Source organism: Desulfovibrio aminophilus DSM 12254 (genome assembly GCF_000422565.1).
Lineage (GTDB): Bacteria > Desulfobacterota > Desulfovibrionia > Desulfovibrionales > Desulfovibrionaceae > Aminidesulfovibrio > Aminidesulfovibrio aminophilus.
The window spans coordinates 106,995-126,750 of the sequence record NZ_AUMA01000011.1; the positions used below are offsets into that span (position 1 = coordinate 106,995).

At 66.9% G+C, this 19,756-nt stretch carries 19 protein-coding genes and 1 pseudogene; 5 read left to right on the top strand and 15 right to left on the bottom strand.

What is annotated here, in order from left to right; genetic code table 11:
- Positions 1–4: 4 nt before the first annotated feature.
- The 3 genes from H587_RS19655 to H587_RS0109495 are packed head-to-tail and all read right to left on the bottom strand — an operon-like array spanning position 5 to position 3,787.
- Positions 5–2,101 (bottom strand): phage major capsid protein, encoded by a 2,097-nt coding sequence (locus H587_RS19655; RefSeq protein ID WP_027176073.1) that lies wholly within the window; start codon positions 2,099–2,101, stop codon positions 5–7.
- A complete protein-coding gene (locus H587_RS0109490; RefSeq protein WP_027176074.1) occupies positions 2,079–3,575 on the bottom strand; it encodes a phage portal protein in 1,497 nt (498 codons plus the stop codon). Before H587_RS0109490 ends, H587_RS19655 begins: the two co-directional genes overlap by 23 nt.
- On the bottom strand, positions 3,572–3,787 hold the full coding sequence (locus tag H587_RS0109495; RefSeq protein WP_027176075.1) for a hypothetical protein: 216 nt from the start codon (positions 3,785–3,787) through the stop codon (positions 3,572–3,574). The genes H587_RS0109490 and H587_RS0109495 overlap by 4 nt, the downstream gene beginning before the upstream one ends.
- Before the next feature lie 331 nt (positions 3,788–4,118).
- On the opposite strand from H587_RS0109495, the gene H587_RS0109500 reads away from it, so the two are divergent.
- Complete coding sequence (locus H587_RS0109500; protein WP_027176076.1) at positions 4,119–5,339, top strand: anaerobic nitric oxide reductase flavorubredoxin; 1,221 nt, start codon at positions 4,119–4,121, stop codon at positions 5,337–5,339.
- Between the two features lie 273 nt (positions 5,340–5,612).
- Here H587_RS0109500 and H587_RS0109505 read toward each other — a convergent pair whose 3' ends face one another.
- The 9 genes and pseudogenes from H587_RS0109505 to H587_RS18020 all read right to left on the bottom strand — a co-directional run bounded on the left by H587_RS0109505 (position 5,613) and on the right by H587_RS18020 (position 13,832).
- On the bottom strand, positions 5,613–5,876 hold the full coding sequence (locus tag H587_RS0109505) for a Txe/YoeB family addiction module toxin (RefSeq protein WP_027176077.1): 264 nt from the start codon (positions 5,874–5,876) through the stop codon (positions 5,613–5,615).
- Positions 5,876–6,133 (bottom strand): type II toxin-antitoxin system Phd/YefM family antitoxin, encoded by a 258-nt coding sequence (locus tag H587_RS0109510; RefSeq protein WP_027176078.1) that lies wholly within the window; start codon positions 6,131–6,133, stop codon positions 5,876–5,878. Before H587_RS0109510 ends, H587_RS0109505 begins: the two co-directional genes overlap by 1 nt.
- A gap of 38 nt (positions 6,134–6,171) precedes the next feature.
- Positions 6,172–6,426 (bottom strand): hypothetical protein, encoded by a 255-nt coding sequence (locus tag H587_RS0109515; RefSeq protein ID WP_027176079.1) that lies wholly within the window; start codon positions 6,424–6,426, stop codon positions 6,172–6,174.
- Positions 6,423–8,312 carry a terminase gpA endonuclease subunit gene (locus H587_RS18010; RefSeq protein ID WP_051202615.1) on the bottom strand — a complete coding sequence of 630 codons (1,890 nt, stop codon included), beginning with the start codon at positions 8,310–8,312 and terminating at the stop codon, positions 6,423–6,425. Before H587_RS18010 ends, H587_RS0109515 begins: the two co-directional genes overlap by 4 nt.
- Positions 8,309–9,055: a F0F1 ATP synthase subunit epsilon gene (locus H587_RS0109525; protein WP_027176080.1), complete on the bottom strand. Its 747-nt coding sequence runs from the start codon at positions 9,053–9,055 to the stop codon at positions 8,309–8,311. Before H587_RS0109525 ends, H587_RS18010 begins: the two co-directional genes overlap by 4 nt.
- Complete coding sequence (locus tag H587_RS0109530) at positions 9,048–10,412, bottom strand: DNA modification methylase (RefSeq protein ID WP_027176081.1); 1,365 nt, start codon at positions 10,410–10,412, stop codon at positions 9,048–9,050. The genes H587_RS0109525 and H587_RS0109530 overlap by 8 nt, the downstream gene beginning before the upstream one ends.
- Before the next feature lie 124 nt (positions 10,413–10,536).
- Positions 10,537–11,271: a toprim domain-containing protein gene (locus tag H587_RS20570; RefSeq protein ID WP_156904505.1), complete on the bottom strand. Its 735-nt coding sequence runs from the start codon at positions 11,269–11,271 to the stop codon at positions 10,537–10,539.
- 517 nt (positions 11,272–11,788) lie between these two features.
- Positions 11,789–11,953 (bottom strand): annotated as a pseudogene (locus H587_RS21385) (primase-helicase zinc-binding domain-containing protein); the annotation flags it as partial.
- A gap of 247 nt (positions 11,954–12,200) precedes the next feature.
- On the bottom strand, positions 12,201–13,832 hold the full coding sequence (locus H587_RS18020; protein WP_034609024.1) for a DNA primase family protein: 1,632 nt from the start codon (positions 13,830–13,832) through the stop codon (positions 12,201–12,203).
- Between the two features lie 594 nt (positions 13,833–14,426).
- Here H587_RS18020 and H587_RS20240 point away from each other — a divergent pair.
- Positions 14,427–15,206: a nucleotidyltransferase domain-containing protein gene (locus H587_RS20240; RefSeq protein ID WP_211219498.1), complete on the top strand. Its 780-nt coding sequence runs from the start codon at positions 14,427–14,429 to the stop codon at positions 15,204–15,206.
- Positions 15,207–15,365: 159 nt separating this feature from the next.
- Here H587_RS20240 and H587_RS0109550 read toward each other — a convergent pair whose 3' ends face one another.
- From H587_RS0109550 to H587_RS0109560, 3 genes are read right to left on the bottom strand one after another with little or no spacing between them, the layout of a single operon-like run.
- Positions 15,366–15,788 carry a hypothetical protein gene (locus H587_RS0109550; protein ID WP_027176083.1) on the bottom strand — a complete coding sequence of 141 codons (423 nt, stop codon included), beginning with the start codon at positions 15,786–15,788 and terminating at the stop codon, positions 15,366–15,368.
- Positions 15,785–16,546 carry a hypothetical protein gene (locus H587_RS19670; protein WP_051202618.1) on the bottom strand — a complete coding sequence of 254 codons (762 nt, stop codon included), beginning with the start codon at positions 16,544–16,546 and terminating at the stop codon, positions 15,785–15,787. Before H587_RS19670 ends, H587_RS0109550 begins: the two co-directional genes overlap by 4 nt.
- Before the next feature lie 9 nt (positions 16,547–16,555).
- Positions 16,556–17,014 carry a hypothetical protein gene (locus tag H587_RS0109560; protein ID WP_027176084.1) on the bottom strand — a complete coding sequence of 153 codons (459 nt, stop codon included), beginning with the start codon at positions 17,012–17,014 and terminating at the stop codon, positions 16,556–16,558.
- A 219-nt stretch (positions 17,015–17,233) separates the two neighbouring features.
- Between H587_RS0109560 and H587_RS0109565 the strand changes: the two genes are divergently transcribed.
- The 3 genes from H587_RS0109565 (at position 17,234) to H587_RS0109575 (ending at position 19,725) form a co-directional block, all read left to right on the top strand.
- Positions 17,234–17,899, top strand: coding sequence for a tetratricopeptide repeat protein (locus H587_RS0109565; RefSeq protein WP_027176085.1), 666 nt, complete (start codon positions 17,234–17,236; stop codon positions 17,897–17,899).
- A gap of 2 nt (positions 17,900–17,901) precedes the next feature.
- Positions 17,902–19,113 carry a M20 metallopeptidase family protein gene (locus H587_RS18030; RefSeq protein ID WP_051202619.1) on the top strand — a complete coding sequence of 404 codons (1,212 nt, stop codon included), beginning with the start codon at positions 17,902–17,904 and terminating at the stop codon, positions 19,111–19,113.
- Between the two features lie 294 nt (positions 19,114–19,407).
- Positions 19,408–19,725, top strand: coding sequence for a c-type cytochrome (locus H587_RS0109575; protein WP_027176086.1), 318 nt, complete (start codon positions 19,408–19,410; stop codon positions 19,723–19,725).
- The last annotated feature ends 31 nt before the right edge of the window (positions 19,726–19,756 follow it).

The following is a 19,756-nucleotide window of genomic DNA, read 5'->3' on the forward strand; positions in this document are numbered from 1 at the left end:
CGGCCTATTCGCCGGGGTTCTTCTGCAGGCCGCGGAAGTCCATGACGCCCGCGCCGAACACGTGGCGCACCTTCCAGAACAGGGAGTCGTTCCGGGCCTCCTCGATCTCCTCCAGGTAGGGCTGCTCGCTGCCGTCCAGGAAGGCCACCTCCACGGTGTCCACCTGGGCCGGATCGGCCGCGCCGAACCAGGCCTTCTCGCTCACGTCGTCCAGGCGGGGCTCCACGATGGGCGTGATGCCCTTGGTGGACCAGGGGTTGAGGGTGCCGGCGGGCATGTTCTCCTTGGGCAGGGTGGCCGAGCGCAGGACGATGTCCGCGTCGGTCTCCTGGATGGCCGGGACGATGATGTACTTGAGGGCCAGGTTGAGCTTGGCGCCCTGGATGCCCTTCTGGCGACGCATGGCGGTCTGCATGGCCTTGAGGGTGTCCGGGGACACCGGGCCGAGCGCCGCGCCGGAGGCCAGGTTGCGGTGGTCGCCGTGGAAGAGGAGCTTGTTGTCCTCCTTCAGGCGCAGGGTGTCGCTGAGCAGCAGGCCGTAGACCACGTCCGACTCCTTGCGCCGGGCGGCCTGGCCCAGAAGCCGGGGCATCCGGGCGAAGGCCCGCAGGTCGTCGTTGACGATCATCTCGTAGGTCAGGGGGACCATGCGGCCGTACTTGCCCACGCTGTAGGACTCCTGCTTGTCCCGGAGCGTGCCGGTCCTGTACTCCTCGCCCTCCAGGGTGAGCACGAGGTCCGGGGCCTCGGACAGGGCGATGCCGTGGATCTCCTTGAAGTCCGTGGCCGGAACCACGTTGACCCAGGGCCGCCAGGTGGAGGGGGTCTCGGCGTAGGCCTTGAGCAGGGTCTTGTGCACCGCGTCCTTGAACACGGCCGCGAAGTCCGAGGTGCTCATGGGCCCTGCCGAGAGGGCCAGGACCTTGGAGGCCACCTGGTTGCGGGACAGGCCCCGGGTGTCGACGCCCGCGCGTTCCAGGCAGAGGCGGGCCAGCTCGTAGGTGGTCAGGCCCCGGAACTCCTCGTGGCCCGGAGCGGGCTTGTCCACCCCGAGGCCCAGGCGCAGGAGCACGCCGTGGCGCGCGGCCAGACGGAACTTGTCGCGCTCGTCCGCGCCCGTCTCCAGCCGGGCCCCGGCCAGAGGCGGGTTGGCCTGTCCGGCCAGTTCGAAGAGCCGGGCCGTGGCCGTGTCCAGGGGCAGGCCCTGGCCCACCACCTCGGTGACCTGGGCCGCGCTCAGGTTGAGCTGCAGGCCCCGCTGATAGAGCTCGGCGGTGTCCCGGCGGGCCGTCTCGGCGACCTCCCGGCGCGCGGCGGCCAGCTCGGCCTCCTGGGCCGGAGCCTCCAGGCGGCCGTCGCCCGGGGCCGGGGCGGCCGGGGTCATCAAGTCCTTTTTCTCGGGCATCTCGTCTTCCTCCTGGGAAAGGTTGGCGTCCGCGCTCAGGGCGACGGCCGCGGTATCGTCGTCCGCCCCGAACGGGACGAAGCTGACCTCGAAGACTTCCGACTCCAGCCAGACATCGATGGGGCCCTCGACGGTCCGGCCGTTCACCATGTGGGTTTTGCCCTTCTCCACCCGCAGGAGCTTCCGGCCCTCCACGCCGATGGAGGCCTGCCAGGGGAAGCCCTCGCGGGCCAGGCCGAGCACCTCCCGGGCCCTGCCGGTGACCTGGGAGAACTGGCCCAGGACATAGAAGCCGTTGGCGTCCGTCCTGGCGCCGTCGATGGTGCCGACCACCTCGTGGGGATCGTGGAAGTAGAAGCTGGGGGCCTTTTCCTTGCGGAGCTTCAGGCCCTTGAGGTCGATGATGAAGCGGCCGAGCCAGCCCCAGTCCACTTCCTTGCCGGTGTAGGCCAGGATGGCGAAGCGGGACGGCCCGCCTTCCTCTTCCGGAGTCTGTTCGCCGGACATGGCGACCTCGGCCGCGAGCATGGCCGTGTTCCGGTCGCGCAGCTCGGCCAGACGGGCCATGCGGCCCTGGTTCCAGTCCGCCGTGCAGGCGGCCAGGGCGTCGGCCTCGGACTCTCCGGCCTCGCGGCGCTCGGCCAGACAGCGGCCGAGGAAGTCCTGCTTGGCCTCATTCCTCCTGGGCTTGGGCATTGCCGTTCTCCTTGGCTTGCAGCCCGCCGAAGAACGTCTGCTCCTCGGCCAGCTCGTCCATGATCTCGTCCAGGTCCTGGCCCCGCGAGGCCGCGATGCGCCGCCGGGAGGTGGAGCCCAGGGCCAGCTCCAGCTTGGCCGCGCTGGCGTCCTTGTACGGGTCCACCCAGGGCCAGCCCGGGGTCTGCCAGGTGACGGGGATCTCCGGGCCCAGGTCCTCCAGGCCGGAGAGGAAGAGAAAGCGGGACCAGAGGTCCCAGACCGGACGGTTGAAGGCCCGGTTCAGGAAGATCTGCTGCTTCTGGTAGCCCCGGCGCTCCTCCAGGGCCGCCGAGCGGGCCGAGGAGTAGGAGGCGTCGGTGTAGTCGTTGGAATAGGCCTCGTAGCTCATGCCCAGGCCCGCCGACGCGCCGCGCAGCTGGACCTTGCTGAACGGCTCGTAGGTCATGCCGGGCCGGGTGAAGCCCGCGGCGTTGATCTTGGTGCCCGCGGGCATGATCTGGATCCGGCCGGGCTCCACGAAGTCCGGGAGCCGGACCTCGCCGCCCTCGTGTCCGCCGGGCAGGGCCCCGCCGAAGTGGGCCGGGTCCATGGCCTCGGGATAGGGGGTCTCCACGAAGAAGCCGAAGGCGGCCGTGAGCCGGGCCGCGATACGCTCGGCGTCCTGGTACTCGTCGAAGTCGTGCATCTCCATGATCACGGCCGCCAGCCAGGACATGCCGCGCGTCTGGGAGGCGCGCTTGGGCGCGAAGACGTGGGCCACGCGCTCGGCCGGAACGCGCGCCGAGGCTCGGGCCGAGCGGCCCATGGGCCCCAGGCCGCCGGGGTGTTCGCTGAACAGGTGGTAGGCCACGGGCGCGCCCTCGGCGTCGAACTCCACGCCGCGCACCGCCCTGTTGCCGTTCGCCAGCTCCCCGTGCACCGAGGCGTCCAGGTGGTCCGCCTCCAGGATCTCCAGGCCCAGGGGCACGACGCCCTCGCGCAGGAGCCGGGCGGACTCGTAGAAGTGCACGAGCGCCTCGCCGTCCACCCAACAGTGGCGCAGGGCCAGTTCCTGCTTGCCGTAGAAGTCCACGCGCCGGTGCTCGGCCCAGCGCCGGAAATGATCCTCGGCCCGGGTGTTGCGCGCCCGGTCCAGGCGGCCCTGGGCCGTGCGCAGCTGGGCCTGGGGCCGGATGCCGGTGAAGATCACGTTGTTGCAGATCTTCTCCAGCGCACCGGAGACGTGGGCGGAGTTGCGGGCCAGGTCGCGGGCCCGGGCCGTGACCCAGGCCCAGTCGCGGCGGATGTGCTCGTCGGCGGTCTTGTTGGCCGGACGCCAGTTGCGGTTGGCGCCCTTGCGCGAGGCCGCGGCGTAGGACAGCAGGGCCCGGCGCTGGCGCATGTACTCCACGGCCCGGGCCGGGCGGCGCAGGCCGATGAGGTGGGCCATGCCCAGGGTCCAGATGTCGTAGAGGCCGCGCGCGAGGTTCACCGGCGGCCTCCGAACACGGCCTGACCGTGCAGGGAGCCGGACAGGCAGGCCAGGCGGGCCTCCAGCTTCTCGATCTGCTGCTGGAGCGCGGGCAGGTTCGCCCGGGAGAAGACGGTGTCCCCGGCGGTGAAGGACTGGGCCCCGCCGAGGATCGCCTCCTCGGCGGCCAGATACCGGTTCAGCCGGGCTTGCAGTTCGTCGCGCGTGGCCATGTCCGCTCCAAAGGGGTCTTTTGGAGCGAACCTACAGCGCGGTTCATTTCGGGGGGAAGGGAGTCGTTACCAGGGCTGGTAAATTACCAGGGCCGGGAAAGAAGCCGCAGACTGTCCCGATGTCCTCCCCCAAGATGTTTTTTACCGAAAAACATGATACATCTTCAGTATCCAGGCATGGAAGGAAAAGCGCCATCCTTGCCGGGGATCGGTCCGGCGCGCTGGAGTCCTTGGGGTGTTCGTCTTCAAACGCCACCAAGGCGATGGGGAGGCCCCCGTCTCCAGTCGCCGTCTGTCCTGAACGCGACCATGCAACAACGGAGGAGCCTCCATGAGCTTGAAAATAACCGATGCCGTGACCTGGGTTGGCAAGAAGGACTGGGAACTGCGTCGCTTCCACGGCGAGGAGTATTCCACCCACAAGGGCAGCACCTACAACTCCTATCTGGTGCGGGACGAAAAGACCGCGCTGATCGACACGGTCTGGGGCCCCTACGCCAAGGAGTTCGTGCAGCAGCTGGCCGCCACCGTGGAGCTGGCGGGCATCGACTACGTCATCGTCAACCACGCCGAACCCGACCACAGCGGCGCACTGCCCGAACTCATGCGACATATCCCGGGCGTACCCGTGTACTGCACCGCCAACGCGGTGAAGTCCATCACCGGCCAGCACCACATCGACCTGAACTTCCAGGTGGTGAAGACCGGCCGGCGTCTGAGCCTGGGCAAGCGCGAGCTCATCTTCATCGAGGCGCCCATGCTGCACTGGCCGGACACCATGTTCTGCTACCTCACCGGCGAGGACATCCTCTTCAGCAACGACGCCTTCGGCCACCACCTGGCCACCGAGGGCATGTACAACGATCTGGCCGACCCCTGCGCCCTGGAGGCGGAGTGTCTGAAATACTACGCCAACATCCTCACGCCCTTCAGCCCGTTGGTGAAGCGCAAGATCGAGGAGTTCGCCGGTCTGAACCTGCCGCTCAAGATGATCTGCCCCAGCCACGGCACCATCTGGCGCACCGACCCCATGAGCATCGTGTCCAGGTACCTGGAGTGGGCGGCGGACTACCAGGAGAACCAGGTGACCATTGCCTACGACACCATGTGGAACAACACCCGGCGCATGGCCGAGGCCATCGCCGAGGGCCTGGGCGAGGCTGCGCCCGCCACCACGGTGAAGCTCTTCAACGCCGCCCGCACGGACAAGAACGACATCATCACCGAGGTCTTCCGTTCCAGGGCCGTGCTTCTGGGTTCTCCGACCATCAATCGGGGCTATCTGTCCTCCCTGGGCGGCCTGCTGGAAATGATGCGCGGCCTGGGCTTCAAGAAAAAGAAGGCTGCGGCCTTCGGCTCCTACGGCTGGAGCGGCGAGAGCGTGAAGATGCTGAACGAGCACCTGCGGGGATGCGGATTCGAGGTGCCCGACGAGGGGCTGCGCGAACTGTGGGCGCCGGACGGGGAGGGACTGCACCGCTGCCGTGAGTTCGGGAGGCGGTTTGCCTTGGTCCTTGCCCCCGACACGACGCGGGAACCTCTCAAAAAGTAGTGCATGCCGGTCACAGTCTGCAAGAGGCTCAATTTCAACAATCGAACGGGGAGGGAACAGGGGTTTCCTCCCCGTTTCTTTTCTGTCTCCGCTGCCGCTTCCATCCTTCCCGCCTGGCTTCCACGATCACGCCCAAGCCTGTCCAACTGTCAGGCAGGGCGGGACGGTTGCGGCAGTGTGGGCATTCCCAGGCGGGGGGTGATCAGGGGCGGCCTGGGCCGAGGTGTTTCCCGGGCCAGTTGAAGGGACCGTGTCCGCGGCGGCCGGCAGCGATCAGTAATGGTAGCGGCACTGCACGATGACCAGGGCGTCGGCCTCGCCATCAAAGGCGTAGACGAGCCGGTGTTCCTGGTTGATGCGGCGGGACCAGTAGCCGGAGAGGTCGAAGCGCAGCGGTTCGGGCTTGCCCAGGCCCTCGAAGGGCGTGCGCAGGGCGTCCCGGATCAGGGCGTTCAGACGCTTGAGCACGGCCTTGTCGGTCTTCTGCCAGTAGAGGTAGTCCTCCCAGGCCTGCTCGGTCCAGGTGAGCCGGGGCATCACTCGTCCCGCAGGTCGTGTTCGAAGCTCTTGCCGCTCTCGGCCGCGCGGATGCTCTCGCGCAGCCGGGCCGCGTTGGCCGGGCTCTTGAGCAGGTAGGCCGTCTCGGCGATGCTGTTGTAGTCCGCCAGGGACATCATGACCACGGCCGGGGACTTGCGGCGGGTGATGATCACCGGTTCGTGGGAGTCGCAGACCGCCTCCATGGTGGCCGCGAGGTTCTTCCGGGCGTCGGTGTAGGTGATGGCTTCGGGCATGTTCGCGCCTCCTGTTCTGTACAGTAAATAGTACAGGATCAGGAGGAGGTCAAGTGAAGCGTCTCATGCTCCACCTCGATCGACTTCACGCTCCGTCCCAGCTTTCCCAGCAGGCAGGCCGGGTTGGGGCATTTGTGGTAGCGCACGCGCGCGTTCCCGCTCCAGGGCATGGTCTTGTACACCGGCAGATGCTCGGTCCCGCACACCGGGCACACGGCCCCGAGCCGGGGCGAGTAGTCCACGCCGTTCTGCGCCCGGGCCAGGGCGGCCACCACGGCTTCCTCCGCGCTCATCGCTCCTCTCCGGTGTAAGGGTTGATCCCGCCTGTCCGCTCGGGCTGGGGCCGGGCCTGCCGGGTCTCCAGCTCCCTGTCCCGCCGGATCACGTACTGCAGGCTCGGGGACCAGGAGCCGTCGGCGCAGGCGTGGGCCAGCACCGTGGCGTCCAGGTAGTGGTTGTCCTTGTGCAGCCGCTCCCAGCGCATTTTGCCGTCGCGGCCGCGCACCAGGCGTTCGGCGGTCATCTGGCGGATGAACTCCTCGTGTTCGTCCGGCTCCCAGACCCCGTCCCGCTCGGTGAGCTCGTAGAGCCGGGCGGGCTGGCGCGCGTCCTGGCTCAGGCGGCCGAAGACCAGGGCCTTGAGGTAGGAGACGTCCAGGAGGTAGAGCGTCAGGCCGCCCGGGATGGGCCGCTTGGACTTGGGCATCTTGTCGACCACGGTGAAGCGCACCGGCGTCTGGCTCGGCCTGGACAGGCCCTTGGTTCCGAAAAGACGGGGCCCGCCGCTCGCGCGCAGGAAGGCGTAGGCCTCCTCCGTGCGGGTGAGCAGACCCGGGTCCGTGCGGCCGCCGCCGGTGTCCAGGGCCGCGCGCCAGATGGAGAGCTCCCCCCCGCCCTCGCGGGGATAGGCGGTCTCGTGGACCAGGGCCAGGACGTCCTCGAAGTCCCGCAGCCTGCCGTAGTCGATGAGCCAGGAGCGCAGGCCCTCGGCCCAGGCCCAGACCGTGAAGAAGAAGCTCCGCTTCTGCATGTCGATGCCGCAGGTGAGCGCCACGGCCTCGCGCGGCGCGATGCGGGCCTTCAGGTCCGGCTCGCGCAGCTCCAGCAGGGCGTTTTTCTCGGGTGCGATCTCGGCGGCCAGATAGGGTTCGGCCCAGTAGCCGTTGGCGTAGGCCTGCTTCATGTCCGGAGAGTCGGTGGCCTCGGCCCGCAGCTTGGCGGCCAGGATCTGCGACAGGCTCACGTTGCGGGAGAGGATGGCCGGGAGGTGGAAGGCGATCTTGCGCGGCCGCTCCACGGGCTCCTCGGCGGCCCAGCGTCCGGCGGACACGGCCACGTCGCGGGCATGGTCGGTCCAGAGATAGCCGCAGAGGCCGCACTTGTAGCGCGCCAGCCGCTTGCGCTCGATCTCGGCCGGGTCCTTGGACTCCCGGCAGACGAGCCCGGACTCGTTCAGGACCTGGAAGCGCATGCACGAGGGACAGCGGGCCTCGAAGCGCCGCAGCTCGTCCACGTACTCGTAGCCGCCGTCCTCGCGCCGGGCCATGGCGAAGCAGATCGAGCTGCCCTCGTCGCCCACGGGCTTGCTGACCCGCAGGACCTTGCTCTTGTGCGAATAGGAACGGGTGCGTTCGAGGAAGTCCAGGACCGGCACGCCCTGGCCCGCCACCTGCCGGTAGAGGTCCTCCTCGTCCAGGAAGAGATCCTGCACCGAGATCGAGGCCCGCTGGGCTGGGCTCTGGGCGCTGGAGAGATAGAGGGCCGAGCCGTCGCGGAAACGCACCTGGCCGCCGGAGATCTTGCCCAGGAGTTCGCGCACCGGGCGGCAGGCCCGGAACATGGGCTTGAGCTTGGCGTCCGTGACCTTGCGCAGGGTCTCGTCGTCGGGCATGCCGAGCATGCGCGGCCCGGGGCGCATGTCCACGGCGTAGGACAGGCAGGCGTACATGGCCAGGGTCTTGCCGGTCTGGGGCGCGCCGCGAACGAGCACCTCCTCCACCCCGGGTTCGCCCCAGGTGTCCATGATGCCCGGCAGATAGGGGTTCACGTCCAGGCGGAAGCGGCCGCCGCGAAAGGGGCCGTCCGGGATCACGAGGTGCGCGGCGGCCCAGCGCGAAACCGGGATGCGCGGCCTGCGCCGGAACACGTGGCGCTCGCCCGGGGTGAAGCTGAAGATCACGGCCGCGTCTCCTCCTCCGCCGGGGCGGGCTCTTCCTGGTCCGGCGCCGTGAACTCGCGGTCCTGGCTCCAGGCGTCCATCCAGTCGGCGGTCCGCTCGTTCCACCACTGGACCAGCTCGGGCAGGCGGCCCTCATCGCCGGCCACCAGGGCGATGATCTCGCCGCCCAGGCGGTGGATGAAGCCCTCCACCTCGGACTTGAAGAACATGGCCCGGGCCGCCAGCTCCTGTTCGTGCTCCGCGCGGGGCATGAGCAGGCCTTGTTCGCGTTGGAGCTTGAGGCGCTGGCGCTCGGCCTGCACGACCTTGAGGTCCGCGTCGGCGGCCAGCTTCTGGGCCGCGGCCTGGTTCCCGGCGCGGTCCCCGGCACGGGCCAGGGGGGTGAGGTGCGTGGCCGCGTAGGCCAGCAAAACCCCGGCCTCGAACACGCCCTCGGTGTTGGGCGTGACCCGGCCCGCGCGCGCGTCCTTGTTGAACTTGGACTTGCCGATCTTGAAGCCCTGGGCCGTGAGGAAATCCACGGCGTCGAGCTGGGTCTTGAACACGCGGCCGGAATTCGTGGGGGCCTGCAGGCGCGCGGTCTCGGTCTCCACCGCCGCCCGCGCCCGGTTGAAGGCGCTGATGTTCTCCTGCGAGGGGTCTTCCTTCATGCGGCGCTTGGCCTCCTCCTTGGCCCTGAGCAGAAAGGCCAGGTCGTTTTCCGCGCTCTTCTCGGCCAGGGCCAGGAGATTCTGCTCAGGCATGGGCCACCTCCCCGAGGCGCTCGGCCCCGATCTCGTCGAAGGCCGCCCCGCCCTCAAGCGCGGCGGTTCCTCCCGAGTATTCCTGCCAGCGCCGCACGATGACGTCGGCGAAGCGCGGATCCAGTTCCATGGTGTCGCACCTGCGGCCTAGCCGCTCGCAGGCCATGAGCGTGGTCCCCGAACCGCCGCAGGGGTCCAGCACGAGCCCGCCGCGCGGGCTGCTGTTGGCCACCTGGCGTTCCACCAGGGCCACGGGTTTCATGGTCGGGTGCAGCTCGGACCGGGCGGGCTTGGGCACGCTCAGCACGGTTCCGGGGATCTCCTCGACCACCACGTCCCGGCCCCGGATGAGCAGCACGGCGTCGCCGGTGGCCACCTGCCAGACTCCGTCCCCGGCCGGGAGCACGGTGTCCCCCGCGAAGCGCTCCAGAAGCGTGGTCTGCTTGCGGTCCCCGTACCAGCGGTGCCGGGCCGTGGGTTTCCAGCCGTAGAGAATGGGCTCGTGCTGCCAATGGTAGTCGCCCCGGCCAAGAACCATCTGGTGCTTGCGCCAGATGAGGCAGGCGGACAGACGGAACCCGGCCCGCTCGAAGGCCCGCCGGAAGGCCAGCCCGCCCCCGGCCTCTGAATGCGCGACGTAGACGGCCCCGCCGTCCGCGAGGGCCTCCCAGGCGCGAGAGAAGAGCGCGTCGAGAAAGGCCTCGAAGGCCGGCTCGCCCATGCTGTCGTTCCTGATCTTCCCGGCCTTGCCCGTGTAGTCCACGTTGTAGGGCGGATCGGTCCAGACCATGTCCGCGCGCTCGCCGTCCAGCAGGCGGGCCAGGTCCACGGTTCGGGTGGAGTCGCCGCAGAGCAGCCGGTGCCGTCCGAGGATCCAGAGGTCGCCAGGGCGGCTCACCGGATCCACTGGAACCTCGGGAGCGGCGTCCGGGTCAGCGCCGTCTTCCGGGGCCAGGCCCAGGAGGAAGGCGTCCAGCTCGCGGTCCTCGAAGCCGGTGAGCCGCAGATCGGCCCCCAGGTCGCGCAGCCCGGCCAGCTCCACCCGCAGGCCGTCCTCGTCCCATTCGGCCCAGGTGGCGGAGCGGTTGACCAGGATCCGGAAGGTGCGCACCTGGGTCGGCGTGAGATCGTCGGCAGGAATCACCGGCACCTGGGACAGGCCCAGGGCCAGGGCGGCCTTGAGCCGCAGGTGGCCGTCCACGATCTCGCCGTCGCCCCGGATCAGGAGCGGCACGCGGAAGCCGAAGGTCCGCAGGGTCTCGGCCATGCGCGGCACGGCCGCATCGTTGCGGCGCAGTTCTCGATCCACGGGGCGCAGTCGTTCCACGGGCCAGTACTCGATCTTGAGGTTTTCCATCCGCCAGCTTCCTGTTATTCCTCGGCTCTCTCATGCGAGGGTTGGGATTCGTCCTGGTCGGATGCGCATTCATCCGGTCGCCCTCGGGAGCGGCAACTCCCGGGGGCAGCCCTCACCCCTGCCGCTAGAAATTCCACCAGTGCAGCACCGCGTCCGGGTGGCTCGCGATGTATTCCCGGATTTCGGTGCAGATGTAGGTCAGCTCCCAGGCGCGCCGGTACGGCTCGGCGTTGGCCCGCTGCCATTCCTCCGGGGCCCGCAGCCGGGTCTGGCGGCCGCGCTTGTCGATGCGCAGGGAACCGGCGCGCAGCAGGCCCCGCAGTTCGTCCACCAGGCTCCGCAGCGCCAGGATTTCCGGCGCGATCTCGACCCTGGGCTCCGGCTCCCGGGCCGCCTGGGGCGGCTCCTTCGAAATCCTCGGCCCAGATTCGGAGGTTCCCAGGGTCAGGGCCGGAGGCAGACCCGCCCGGACCCACTGGCGCAGGTCGCAGCCGAGCTTGACCGCGTCGCCGGGGTCCTTGCCCTCGGGCACGGGCCAGCGCCGGGCCTGGGGGTACGTCTCCCGCCACCAGGACCAGCCCCGAGCCCCGGCCTCGTCGAAGTCCAGGGCCACCAGGATGCGCAGGGCCCGGGACAGGACCGCGTGCGCCGCGGCGTCCGGCCGCCCGGCATTGGTCAGCACGGCGCAGGCCGTGACCAGGTCGCCGGCGGCAAAGGCCACGGCCAGGGCGTCCAGTTCGGCCTCCACCACGACCACGGCCCGGGGATCGTCTCCGGCCAGGAGCGCGGGCATGGCCGAGCCCTCCACGACCATGTACTTGTCGCCCCAGGCGGCCGCGTCCTCGTCGGAGCGCCGCACCCGCAGGCGCAGGGGCGCGCCCTGGGCGTCGAAGGCCGGAATGAGGATCCCGCGCGGCAGGAACAGGGTGCGCTTGAGCGTGACGGTCCCGTCCTGGGCGGTCTTTTTCCGGGGTTCCAGGGCCCCAGGCCGAGCGGGCTCGGATCAGGCCCATGCGTCCCGGCTCGCCCTCCAGGAAGCCCAGGGAGAAGCGCGCGGCGGCCTCCGGCGGCAGGCCCCGGGCCGTGAGCCAGGCCTGGGCCTCGGGATGGGCCGGTAGCGCGGCCGCGGCCTTTTCCACCAGGGCGGCGGCACGCCGCCGCCAGAGGTCCGCCGGGCCCTCCGTGGCGCGGGGCTCGAAGGCCGGACGCCGGGGGGCTCGGGGCGGCGTCGGCAAGCCGCCGGAGCGCCGGGCGGGCGGTTCCAGCCGCAGGGCCTTGCAGGCCTCGGCGAAGCCCAGACCCTCCACGTCCTGCAGGTACTGGAGCGCGTCCCCTCCCTGGCCGCAGCGGCGGCAGTACCAGGTGCCGGGGATCCCGGCCTTGGCGCAGGCCGGGCCGCCCTCCTGGACAGGCCAGACCAGGAAGCGGTCCCGGCCGCCGCACAAGGGGCAGGGACCGGCGTATTCGCCGCCGTGGGTGGCCGCCCTGTAGCGGGGCTCCAGTCCACGGGAACGGAGACGCTCGATCAGCCCGAATGACATGCCGAACCTCCCAAAAGCTCCCTTTTCATTTTTTCTTATTTATTTGTTTTTATTATTAAAATATTAATATTGGGATAATGGACAATCGCATGTCGTTATGACGTACAGGGTAAAATGCTCTCAACGCGTCCGCGAAAAGAACTACCGCGAAAGGTCCCACCGTCCCATTTTGACGCGAAACGCAACTTTTCCAGGATGTTGAACCATCCGCAGGGCGGCAAAACATGGGAACTTCCGGGACCTTCGCCTAGTCAAAGAGCTTCCTCCGCTTCTTGCCCTCGGGCTTGGACTCCTTTTCCTTCTCCGCGTCCTCGGCCATCTCGGCCTCCACCGACTCCAGAAGGCGGACGCCCAGATAGACCATGGAACCGGACTTCTTCCTGGGGACGCCCTTCCTGGTCATCACGTCCCCGAAGCGCCTGGGGCTGTAGGAGTAGGAGGAGTCCACGTTCTTGTGCAGCCACCAGTTGAAGGCCTGCAGCAGCGCGCTGGCCCCGATCCGCAGCTCCGACTCCTCGCCCTCGGGAACCCGCTCCACCTCGCAGCACTCGCGCAGGAACCGGCCCACGTCGTCGAAGGCGTCGCGCCGCTCCCGGGTGCAGGCCAGCACGGATTCCGGCGGGTTGAGGCCCTCGCGCTGGTAGGCCAGACAGCCGCGCACGAGCCAGGCCAGGATGCCCGGCAGCTCGGCCAGGAGCTTGTATTCCATCTGCGGGTCGCGTTTCCGCTCGTCCGGGGTCGTGGGCTCGTCCACGAAGCGGATCTTCCAGGGCACGGCCAGAAGCCGGGACCAGAAGGCGTCGTCGTCGGCCTTGGCGCGCGGAATCTCGTTGGTCATCAAAAAGAGAAGATGCGTCTGCTTCCAGGTCGTGTAGAGCTTGTCCTGGAGCCCACGGGCCTGCAGATAGCCGCCGCCGGTCAGGGTCTTGATCTTCGACATGGCGAAGCGTTGGCCGTCCTCGGACTCGTTGGCGAAGGCGATGCGCTTGCCGCGCAGGGAGAGCACGTCCGGAGTCGGAGCCGAGCTGTTGCGCGGCACCCTGGAATCCAGGAGCAACTCCGTGGGAATGATGTTGGCCAGGTCCCCGCCCAGCACGGCCATGAGGGTCTTGAGCAGGGTGTCCTTCCCATTGCGGCCGCGCGTCCCATAGAACACAAACCAGACGTGATCGTCCCGCGCTCCCAGAACCGCATAGCCGAAGACCCGCTGCAGGAAGGCCACCATGTCCCGATCCCCGTCGTGGCAGGAGAGGAGGAATTGCTCCCACTGCGGACAGGGCACGTCGATTCCCTGCCAGTCGATGGGGCTGGCGTTGAGGATGTAGTCCTCGGGCCTGCCGGGCCGGGAATCACCGGTGCGCAGGTCAACCACGCAGTTGTTCGTGGCCAGCAGATAGGGCTGCTGGTCCAGTTCCTCACCGGTGATCGCGAGGGGGTTGCGATTGGTGTGCGCGCAGTTGAGGAGGTTCTCGCGGCCGGAGGTGTCGCGCAGAAGCGCCACCCGTCCCAGAAGGGCCTTGCGCAACCCTTCGTTGGCCTTCTTCTCGGCGTCGGTCAGCTCCTCGGCCTGCTTGGCGAGCTTGGCCACCAGGCGGAGATACTCCTCGCAGACCGTCTCGATCTCGGCCAGGACCGTTTTCTGTTGCAGGTCTTCAGCCCAATGGTGTCCTGCCCACTTCAGATACCTCCCCCAGATGTCGACGTAGATGAAGCTGCCCCGATTGAGCGTGTTGAAGAGCAGAGCGTCGCCCACGCGGTTGGCGCGGAAACACTGGAGGATGAACTCGTCGGACAGCGGCTCCGGAGCCTTCGCGGGCTCCTTTTCCGCCTCTTCCTTCACCCGGGCCTCGACTTTCTTTTTGATCTCGTCAGACGACATGGGTCACTCCCTGGGCTTCCGTTTTTCCACTGAATAATTTCCGCAAAAATCCGCGACCCCTCGCGGTGTTGTCGACCCCTGCGCCAAAGGCCCCGGGAAGGACCCGTCGCCAGGCGTCGGGCCGTGGGACCTTCTGGATAGATTCCGAGAGGAAGGGGGGACGGGGAACGCGGAGGCGCCACCCCTGGGGCACCGCGCCTCTGCGCGGCGCATCGGATGCGGGCGCTGGTGCGCCCGCTCGTTGAAGACAGGATGCAGTCCAGGGTCTGGGAGGCGGCCCTCTGGCGTTGGACCGATGTTGGACCTTCTGGTCCAAATGCCCCCGGAAAAGGGAGAGGGCAGAAGGGAAAAAGTCAATGAGACGGCGGGGTCAGAGCTGTCCCAGTGTTCTGTCACGTCGGAGGTCGCGAGTTCGAGTCTCGTCGGCTCCGCCAGCCAGAAATGAGCCCTTGCAATTCACTGCAAGGGCTCTTTTCTTTGGTTTCCGGTTCTGGTCATTTCCCAATATATCGCATAATAATTAGAAAAAATGAGATTCATGCCGCCAAATGATTTATCTCGATTGGTGATGCCGGCGGTTGCGCGGGCGGTGAGATGGTGCTCGAAATAAAAGAAGAAATACGACGGCGCTTGGCCGAAATCGAAGCGGAAGAAGATGTTAGGATTCTTTATGCTTGCGAATCCGGGAGTCGCGCCTGGGGATTCGCCTCGCGCGACAGCGACTGGGATGTTCGTTTCATCTATGCGCACAGGAACGATTGGTATTTGAGTATTGATGTGGAGAAAAAGCGCGATGTGATTGAACTGCCTATTTCCGATGACCTGGATGTCAACGGATGGGATGTCCGCAAAGCGCTTTGGCTCTACAGAAAGTCAAACCCTCCGTTGCTCGAGTGGATCGATTCTCCGATCGTCTACCAGAAACGCACGAATTTCATCGATCGATTGCGAATGCTTCTGGCAGATTATTATACGCCTAAAACATGCCATTATCATTATATAAGCATGGCAAAAAAGAACTATCGCGAATACCTGCGCGGTGAAAATGTGAGGCTTAAGAAATATCTTTACGTATTGCGGCCATTACTCGCTGTGAGATGGATGGAGCAAGAAAGATGTCCAGCTCCTGTCGAGTTTTCAAAGCTGTTGAAGTGTATTGAACTGTATGATGCAAAGAAAGAAATTGAAAAGCTTGTCGAACGGAAAATCAATGGCGATGAGCTGGATCATGGAAAGAGGATTGATATTATAAATCAATTTATTGAAAGTGAATTAGTCCGAATGGATTCTCTTGTTCCAAATGGACCGTTACACGCGGATGTCGGTCCGCTTAATAGATTGTTCCGCGAGACGCTTGTGGAAGTCTGGAGTTGACCGCGTTTTTAACACAATTGCAAACAGCGTCGTTTTAAAGAATAACAATCAGAATTTTTTATTATTTTGTGTTGATATGCCAACGTGTGCGGCCGTTGCCGTGCAAAAGAAGAGGCCCGGCTTACGCCGGGCCTCTTTTGCTTTCGGCCGTATGCCGGGCTAGTCATCCAGGTTGGCGGTCAGGAACATGGCCTTTTCCAGGGACTGGAAGAACTGCTGGTAGGGCAGGGGGGCTTCCACTGCCTGGAGGCCGAGCTGGGCGTTGGCCCGCACCCGGGTCTGGGTCGTGCCCTTGGGCTGCACCGTGACGGTCATGCGCATCTGGTAGCCGCTGAGCTTGGTGGCGCTCACCGTGCCCAGGGTGCCGTCGGCCTTGTCGATGACGAAGCCGAGATCCTGCAGGGTGGCGATGACCGTGCGCAGAGTCTTCTCCTTGTCCGTGGTGTCGAAGGCCCGGGACTGGATGCTGCGCAACTGGACTTGCGACTCGGAGGTGGCCAGGGCCTGCTTGTTCGGGTTCACGCAGGCGGACGCGAGCAGGGCGGCGGCGAGAACGAGGAAGAGGGCGCGCGTGGATTTCATATCTCTTGAGCCTCCAGGAAGACGGACTTGGAGAGTTTTTCGAAGAACTCCTGATACATCAGCGGATCGGTCAGGGCCTCCAGGCGTGTGGCCTGTCCGTGGGTGTTGACGACCACGCGCTGGAAGGTCACGCGCACGCTGGTGGCCCCGAAGTCCACGCTGTTCATGCGCAAGGTCAGATCCTTGCGCAGTTCCGCCAGATTGTCGGCCGTCAGCTCCGCGCTCATGACCTTGGCGGTCTTCGGGTCGAAGAGCGGCGACAGCTCCTCGTAATAGCTCCGGTCCAGCTTCGCTTGCAGCTTGGCGCAGGCGAGGTCGATGTTCCCCTTGGTCAGAACGTGCGGCTTCCCGCCGGACGCGGCGTCCTCGGCCTTGCGGGCCACCGGTCGGGTCACCAGGGAGACGCGGATGGTCTGGGCCGAGTCCACGGGCATGGCTCCGCCGCCCAGGGCGGCGACGACGATGGCCGCGGCCACCTGACCCGCGTTGGTGGCGTCGCGCTGCTTGGAGCAGACCAGCACCCCCAATTCGTGGTTCGACTCGTCGATGGTGAAGCCGAGATCCTGCAGCACGGCGGCGGAGGCCGACAGCATGGCGGGTTCGTCGCTCGTGTCGAAGCGGCGGGTCTGCAACTGGCGCATCTGCATGCTTTCCGGAGCCAGGGTCAGGGCCTCGGTTGCGACCTTGGTGTGGTTGGCGCAGCCGCAAAGGGCCAGGACGGCGAAGGCCGCGAGGCACGGGAAGGGTCTGATTTTCATGACGCCCTCCTAGAAGCTGGACTGGCGATAGGCGAAGTCCCGGACCTTGCCCGCCGTGTCGAACTTGACGATGATGGTCAGGGTGCGCTGGGTCGTGGACGCGGCTCCGGCCGAGCGGTTGCCGCTCGCGCCGCCAAGGCCGCCGCCGATGCCGTCGCCGATGCCCGCGCCGCCGAGGATCAAAGCCGAAACTCCGCCTGAACTGGTGGAGTAGGCCGTCTCGGTGGAGACCTTGTCGTAGGCCCAGACCTCCCGGCGTTGCTCGTCGGTGGTCACGACGTTGGGCGATCCGAGCACCTCGATGACCTGGGCGTTGCTCATGCCCACGCGGATTTCGCGTTGCACCTTGCCGACCGTGAGTCGGTCGCCGGAGTCGTCCCGGAGTTCGGCCCTGTGTTGCGAGACGGACATGCACCCGGAGACGGCGAGAACGAGAAAGAACAGGAGTGTCGCGAGCAGGCGGTTCATTTTTCCTCCCCGAATGGTGGTTTGTTGCGATGGCTTATATAGAATATTCGCCTAATGCAAGCAGTCTATATTTTATTTTTTATGCACGCGTGTCTGTTGTCGAGGCTTGTTTCTCGGCCTTTCCCGAGCCCCTCGGTGGGGCTTGACTTGCGGGGCGTTGCGCGAAAGACTGCGACCGTGACGGTTTCCGTCGTCGGCACCAATCGGAGGCGTCGTCTCATGAAGCGTTGGCTTGCGTGCACCTTGTGCCTGATCGTCTGCGCGACCTTCGCGGCCGAGGCCCTGGCCGCGCCGGTGTCCACCGTGGGCCGGAGGAATTTCGAAAGGGCCCGCCGGGCCGAGCAGCGCGGCGCGTTCGACGAGGCCCGTGCGGCCTACGCCTCGGCCGCGGACGCGCTCGGGGAGTATGTCGCGGCCATCGACGGCCATGACGGCGTCCCCTTTTCCTCGGACCTGATCATGCTCGGCATGTCGCTTTACAAGGCGGGCCGATATGAGCAGGCCGCCCGGGTCTGCGACCGCGTCGCCGAAAAGGATCCCGACGTCTTCGAGGCCTTCGTCTACGGCGGCTTGGCTTGGCTGCGGCTGGGCCGGACCGGCAAGGCGCTGGACATGTGGAAGCGCTTTCCCCTGACCCGGCGGCAGATGTTCCTCACCGACGCCATGCATGCCCAGTCTCGGGCGCTGGAACAGGGCGCCGGCGACGTGGCGACCGCCATCCGCGAGGTGGAGGATGCGCTGCTTCGCCAGGACGCCTGGAACCTCTCCCACGCCAAGGGCGTGAATCTTCCCTGGCCGGACATGTGCAGCGGCGCGTTCTGGTGGCGCTCCTCTGATTCCCCCTGCGACGCTTCGCCGGACCCCGCGGGCGCGGCCGCGTGGTAGTCATGCCGGAACGGAAGGCCCTGCTTCGTGACGCGGCCGCTCTCGGGCTCATGCTTTCGGCCTGGCGGCGCGATCTGCACCGGCGGCCGGAATTGGGCTTGAGCTGCCCGCGCGCGGCGGCCCTGGTGGCGGGCGAACTGCGCGGCCTGGGCCTGGAGGTGCGCGAGGGGCTGGCCCACAGCGGAGTGCTCGGCATCCTGCGTGGCGGCTCCGGCCCCACGGCGGCTCTGCGCGTGGACATGGACGCCCTGCCGCTGGAGGAACAGACCGGCCTGGACTTCGCCTCGGAGATCCCTGACCGGATGCACGCCTGCGGCCATGACGGGCACACGGCCCTGGGCCTGGGCGCGGCCCGGCTTTTGGCCGCCCGGCGCGACGCGCTTCCGGGCACACTGTTGTTCCTCTTCCAACCCGGCGAGGAGTATCCGGGCGGAGCCCGGCTCATGATCGCCGACGGCGCGTTGGACGACCCGAACCCGGACGTGATCCTCGGCTGCCACCTCTTTCCGGCGCTGGAGCGTGGCCGGGTGGGAGTCTGCTCGGGCCCGGCCACGGCGGGCAACGAGGAGTTCACCCTGATCGTCACGGGCCGGGGCGGACACGCGGCCCGGCCGCATGAATGCGCCAATCCGATCCAGGCCGCGTCCCGTCTCGTACTTGATCTTCAGGGCATCGCGGCCGGACGGGTGGACGCGCGGGAGCCCTTGGTGCTCACTGTGGCCGAATTCCAGGCCGGTTCGGGCCACAACGTCATTCCCGAGGGCGCGGTGCTCCGGGGGACGCTCCGCTTTCTGAGCGAAACGGCCCGGGAGGCTGCCATGCGCGAGGTTCGCCGCCTCATCCGGGGCGTGGAGGCCGCCTGGGGCGTGCACGTGGCCCTGGAGAGCCGGGTGGACGGGCCGCCCATGCGCCTGCCCGAGGATCTGGCCGGACTGGTGCGCGGCTGGTGCGCCGATCTCCTGAGCCCGGAACGGGTGGAGCTGCTGACCCGGCCCTCCATGGGCGCGGAGGACTTCGCCTACTTCGCGGAGGCCCGCCCGGCGGCCTATCTGCGCCTGGGCTGCCGCGACGCGGCCCGATCCGCCGGACTGCACACGCCGTTCTTCGATTTCGACGAAGCCCTTTTGCCCGACGCCTGCGCCACGCTGGCTTGGTGCCTGTGGCGTTTCCTGACTGACTGGCCACGTATTTCCACTTTCTCCCCCGTCCGCTGATACGGTTTTATACACCTGCATAGGCCGTGGCCTATGCAGGTGTATAAAAATCTGCACACATCCATGCTCTCCGGCCGTGGTCCTCCGTGCGGTTGCAATTCTCCGACCACATAATATCCTTATTTTATTTATTTTATAGTTCTACGATCTCGGACTGTTCCAATGCCCACCTGATTGGCACGTTTTTTCCTATATGCGAGCGAAACCCATACCCCGTTGGGGTATATTGCAAGGTAGGGCCGGAGTCGGCCCTGAACGGCACAACCCATTGGCGCACAACGAAGGAGAACGATGATGACCCGCAAGCTGGCGACCCTGATCGTGATCGCGGCCCTCACCCTGGCCGCGGTGAGCATGGCCTTCGCCGAAGGCAACGCCCGGAAGGGCAAGTATCTTTACCGCAAGAACTGTCGGAGCTGCCACGGCGTGAACGCCTCGGACCTGAGCCCCAGCTCCAAGACCCAGGCCGAGTGGAAGAAGGTCATGGGCTCCTGGCAGTCCCTGCCCTGCGTGAAGCAGTGGCCCGCCGTCACCGACGAGGACCGGACCGACATCTTCACCTACCTCCACGATTACGCCAAGGATTCCCCGACTCCGGCCAAGTGCAGCTAGGTGGCCAGGCCCGCCCCGGATGTCCAGGGCG